Source organism: Amycolatopsis sp. SID8362 (assembly GCF_010550475.1).
In the GTDB taxonomy this organism is placed as follows: domain Bacteria; phylum Actinomycetota; class Actinomycetes; order Mycobacteriales; family Pseudonocardiaceae; genus Amycolatopsis; species Amycolatopsis eburnea.
Genome location: NZ_JAAGNB010001028.1, coordinates 1 through 1,781, shown reverse-complemented (window position 1 = coordinate 1,781; position 1,781 = coordinate 1). Strand labels below are relative to the sequence as shown.

General features: G+C 72.4%; 4 protein-coding genes. 2 read left to right on the top strand and 2 right to left on the bottom strand.

The features are described from left to right. Positions 1–186, bottom strand: a 186-nt coding sequence (locus G3I65_RS32395) for a DUF6597 domain-containing transcriptional factor (protein WP_345944094.1), incomplete at its 3' end; no start/stop codon positions are given. A 77-nt stretch (positions 187–263) separates the two neighbouring features. Between G3I65_RS32395 and G3I65_RS32390 the strand changes: the two genes are divergently transcribed. After that, positions 264–731, top strand: a complete 468-nt coding sequence (locus G3I65_RS32390; RefSeq protein WP_160699472.1) for a VOC family protein — start codon at positions 264–266, stop codon at positions 729–731. 28 nt (positions 732–759) lie between these two features. Next, a complete protein-coding gene (locus G3I65_RS32385) occupies positions 760–1,347 on the top strand; it encodes a pentapeptide repeat-containing protein (protein WP_160699471.1) in 588 nt (195 codons plus the stop codon). A 46-nt stretch (positions 1,348–1,393) separates the two neighbouring features. Here G3I65_RS32385 and G3I65_RS32380 read toward each other — a convergent pair. Continuing rightward, the coding region (locus G3I65_RS32380) for a TNT domain-containing protein (protein ID WP_160699470.1) at positions 1,394–1,781 on the bottom strand (388 nt) is incomplete at its 5' end.

Genomic DNA, 1,781 nt, shown 5'->3' with positions numbered 1-1,781 from the left:
CGTGAGCGCGTCGCCGTCCCAGACCAGGTCCGCGCAACCGTCCGGGAGGACGCGCAGCGGCCGCGCCCAGCCGGTGCGCCCGTGCCAGCCGCAGACCAGCACGTCGGCGAGCGCGGGCGGCGGGGCGACTTCGCGGTAGACCGACCGTGCCCCGGCCACCGCCAGCGGCCGCAGGGGAACTCCCATGGTCCCCAGTATGCAGCGGTCAGGAACTGGCCTAATTCACGAATAACGTGGCCGGCACCCGACCGAGGAGGAAACCCATGGCCAGCCCCGTTCCCGCCGGCTACACGACCGTCACCCCGTGGATCATCGGCCACGACACCGCCGCGCTGCTCGACTTCCTGAAGCGCGCCTTCGACGCCGAAGAGCTCGGCTGCGTCGTCGGCGACGACGGCAGGATCGGGCACGCCGAGGTCCGCATCGGCGACGCCGTCGTGATGGCGTTCGACGCACCCGCCGATTGGGCCGAAACCCCGGCCTTCCTGCGGCTCTACGTGCCCGACAGCGAGGAAACCCAGCGCCGCGCGATCGCCGCGGGCGCCACCGAGGTGACGCGCCAGACGGTGCTGTTCTTCGGTGATCGCGTCGGCCGCGTCCGTGATCCGTTCGGCAACCTGTGGTGGATCCAGACGCGGCTCGAGGACCTCGACGAAGCCGAGCTGGCCCGCCGCGCCCAGCTGCCGGAGCACATCGAAGCGATGGCGTACGTCCAGGGTGCGAAGCTCTGACGGCGGGCTCGTGTGAAACCCTGGGCCCGTGCTGGAGACCGGGGAGGACTACCGCGAAGCGGTGCTGTCGGGGCAGTGGTGGGAAAAGCGCCGGTTCACCGGCTGCGACTTCACCGGGGCGGACCTCAGCGGGCTGCGGACCCGCGGGTGCACCTTCGACGACTGCGTGTTCAGCCGGGCCGACCTTTCGCGTTCGCGCCACGACGCGTCGGCGTTCCGCTCGTGCACCTTCGAGCGGACGGTGCTCGCCGAGAGCCGCTGGACGTCGTGCTCGCTGCTGGGGACGTCGTTCACCGACAGCGGGTTCGCCGGGATCGCGCTGACCGAATGCGACCTTTCGCTGACGTCGCTCGCGAAGGCGCGGCTGCGCAAGCTGGGCCTGTCGGGGCTGCGGCTGCGGGAGGCCAACCTGACCGACGCCGATCTCTCGGGCGCCGACCTGCGCGGCAGCGATCTCACCGGGGCCCGCCTGCACGGCGCGAAGTTCGAAGGTGCCGACCTGCGTGGTGCGCGCCTCGACGCCAACGCCCTCGTCCAGGCGAACCTGCGGGGCGCCGAGGTCGACGTCGAGACGGCGCTCGCCTTCGCCGCCGCCCACGGGCTCGTCATCCGCTGAACGCACGGGAACCGGCGGCCGAAGCCGCCGGTTCCCGGGATGGTGCTCAGTCGACCGGGGGTTCGCCCGGGTCGAGTTCGATCAGGTCGCCCTCGGCGAGGAGTTCCTCGATCGACGCCGGCAGCAGGTACGCCGACCCGCCGCCGGGCTGGTTGAACCACGGGATCGCGACGCCGGCGAGCGTCTCCAGCGGCCGCTGCACGCGGTAGACGTGGTACGGGCGGTTGACCCACTCCGGCACCAGCGACCGCTCGGCGAACGGCGTGCCCGCCGCGTACGTCAGGTTGCCGGTCGGGCCACCGAAGCGGTCCAGCTCGCTGCCCGCGGGCAGCTCGCGCAGTTCCTTGCCGCGGAACAGCGTCAGCGGCGGCTCGCCCGCCATCGGCCCGATCGGCCACTGCTGCTGGCCACCGCCACCCCCACCGTTGACGGCC

Bases quoted from the DNA above. Each gene is read 5' to 3' on its own strand.
- G3I65_RS32390 (WP_160699472.1), top strand. From the start codon at position 264: ATGGCCAGCCCCGTTCCCGCCGGCTACACGACCGTCACCCCGTGGATC.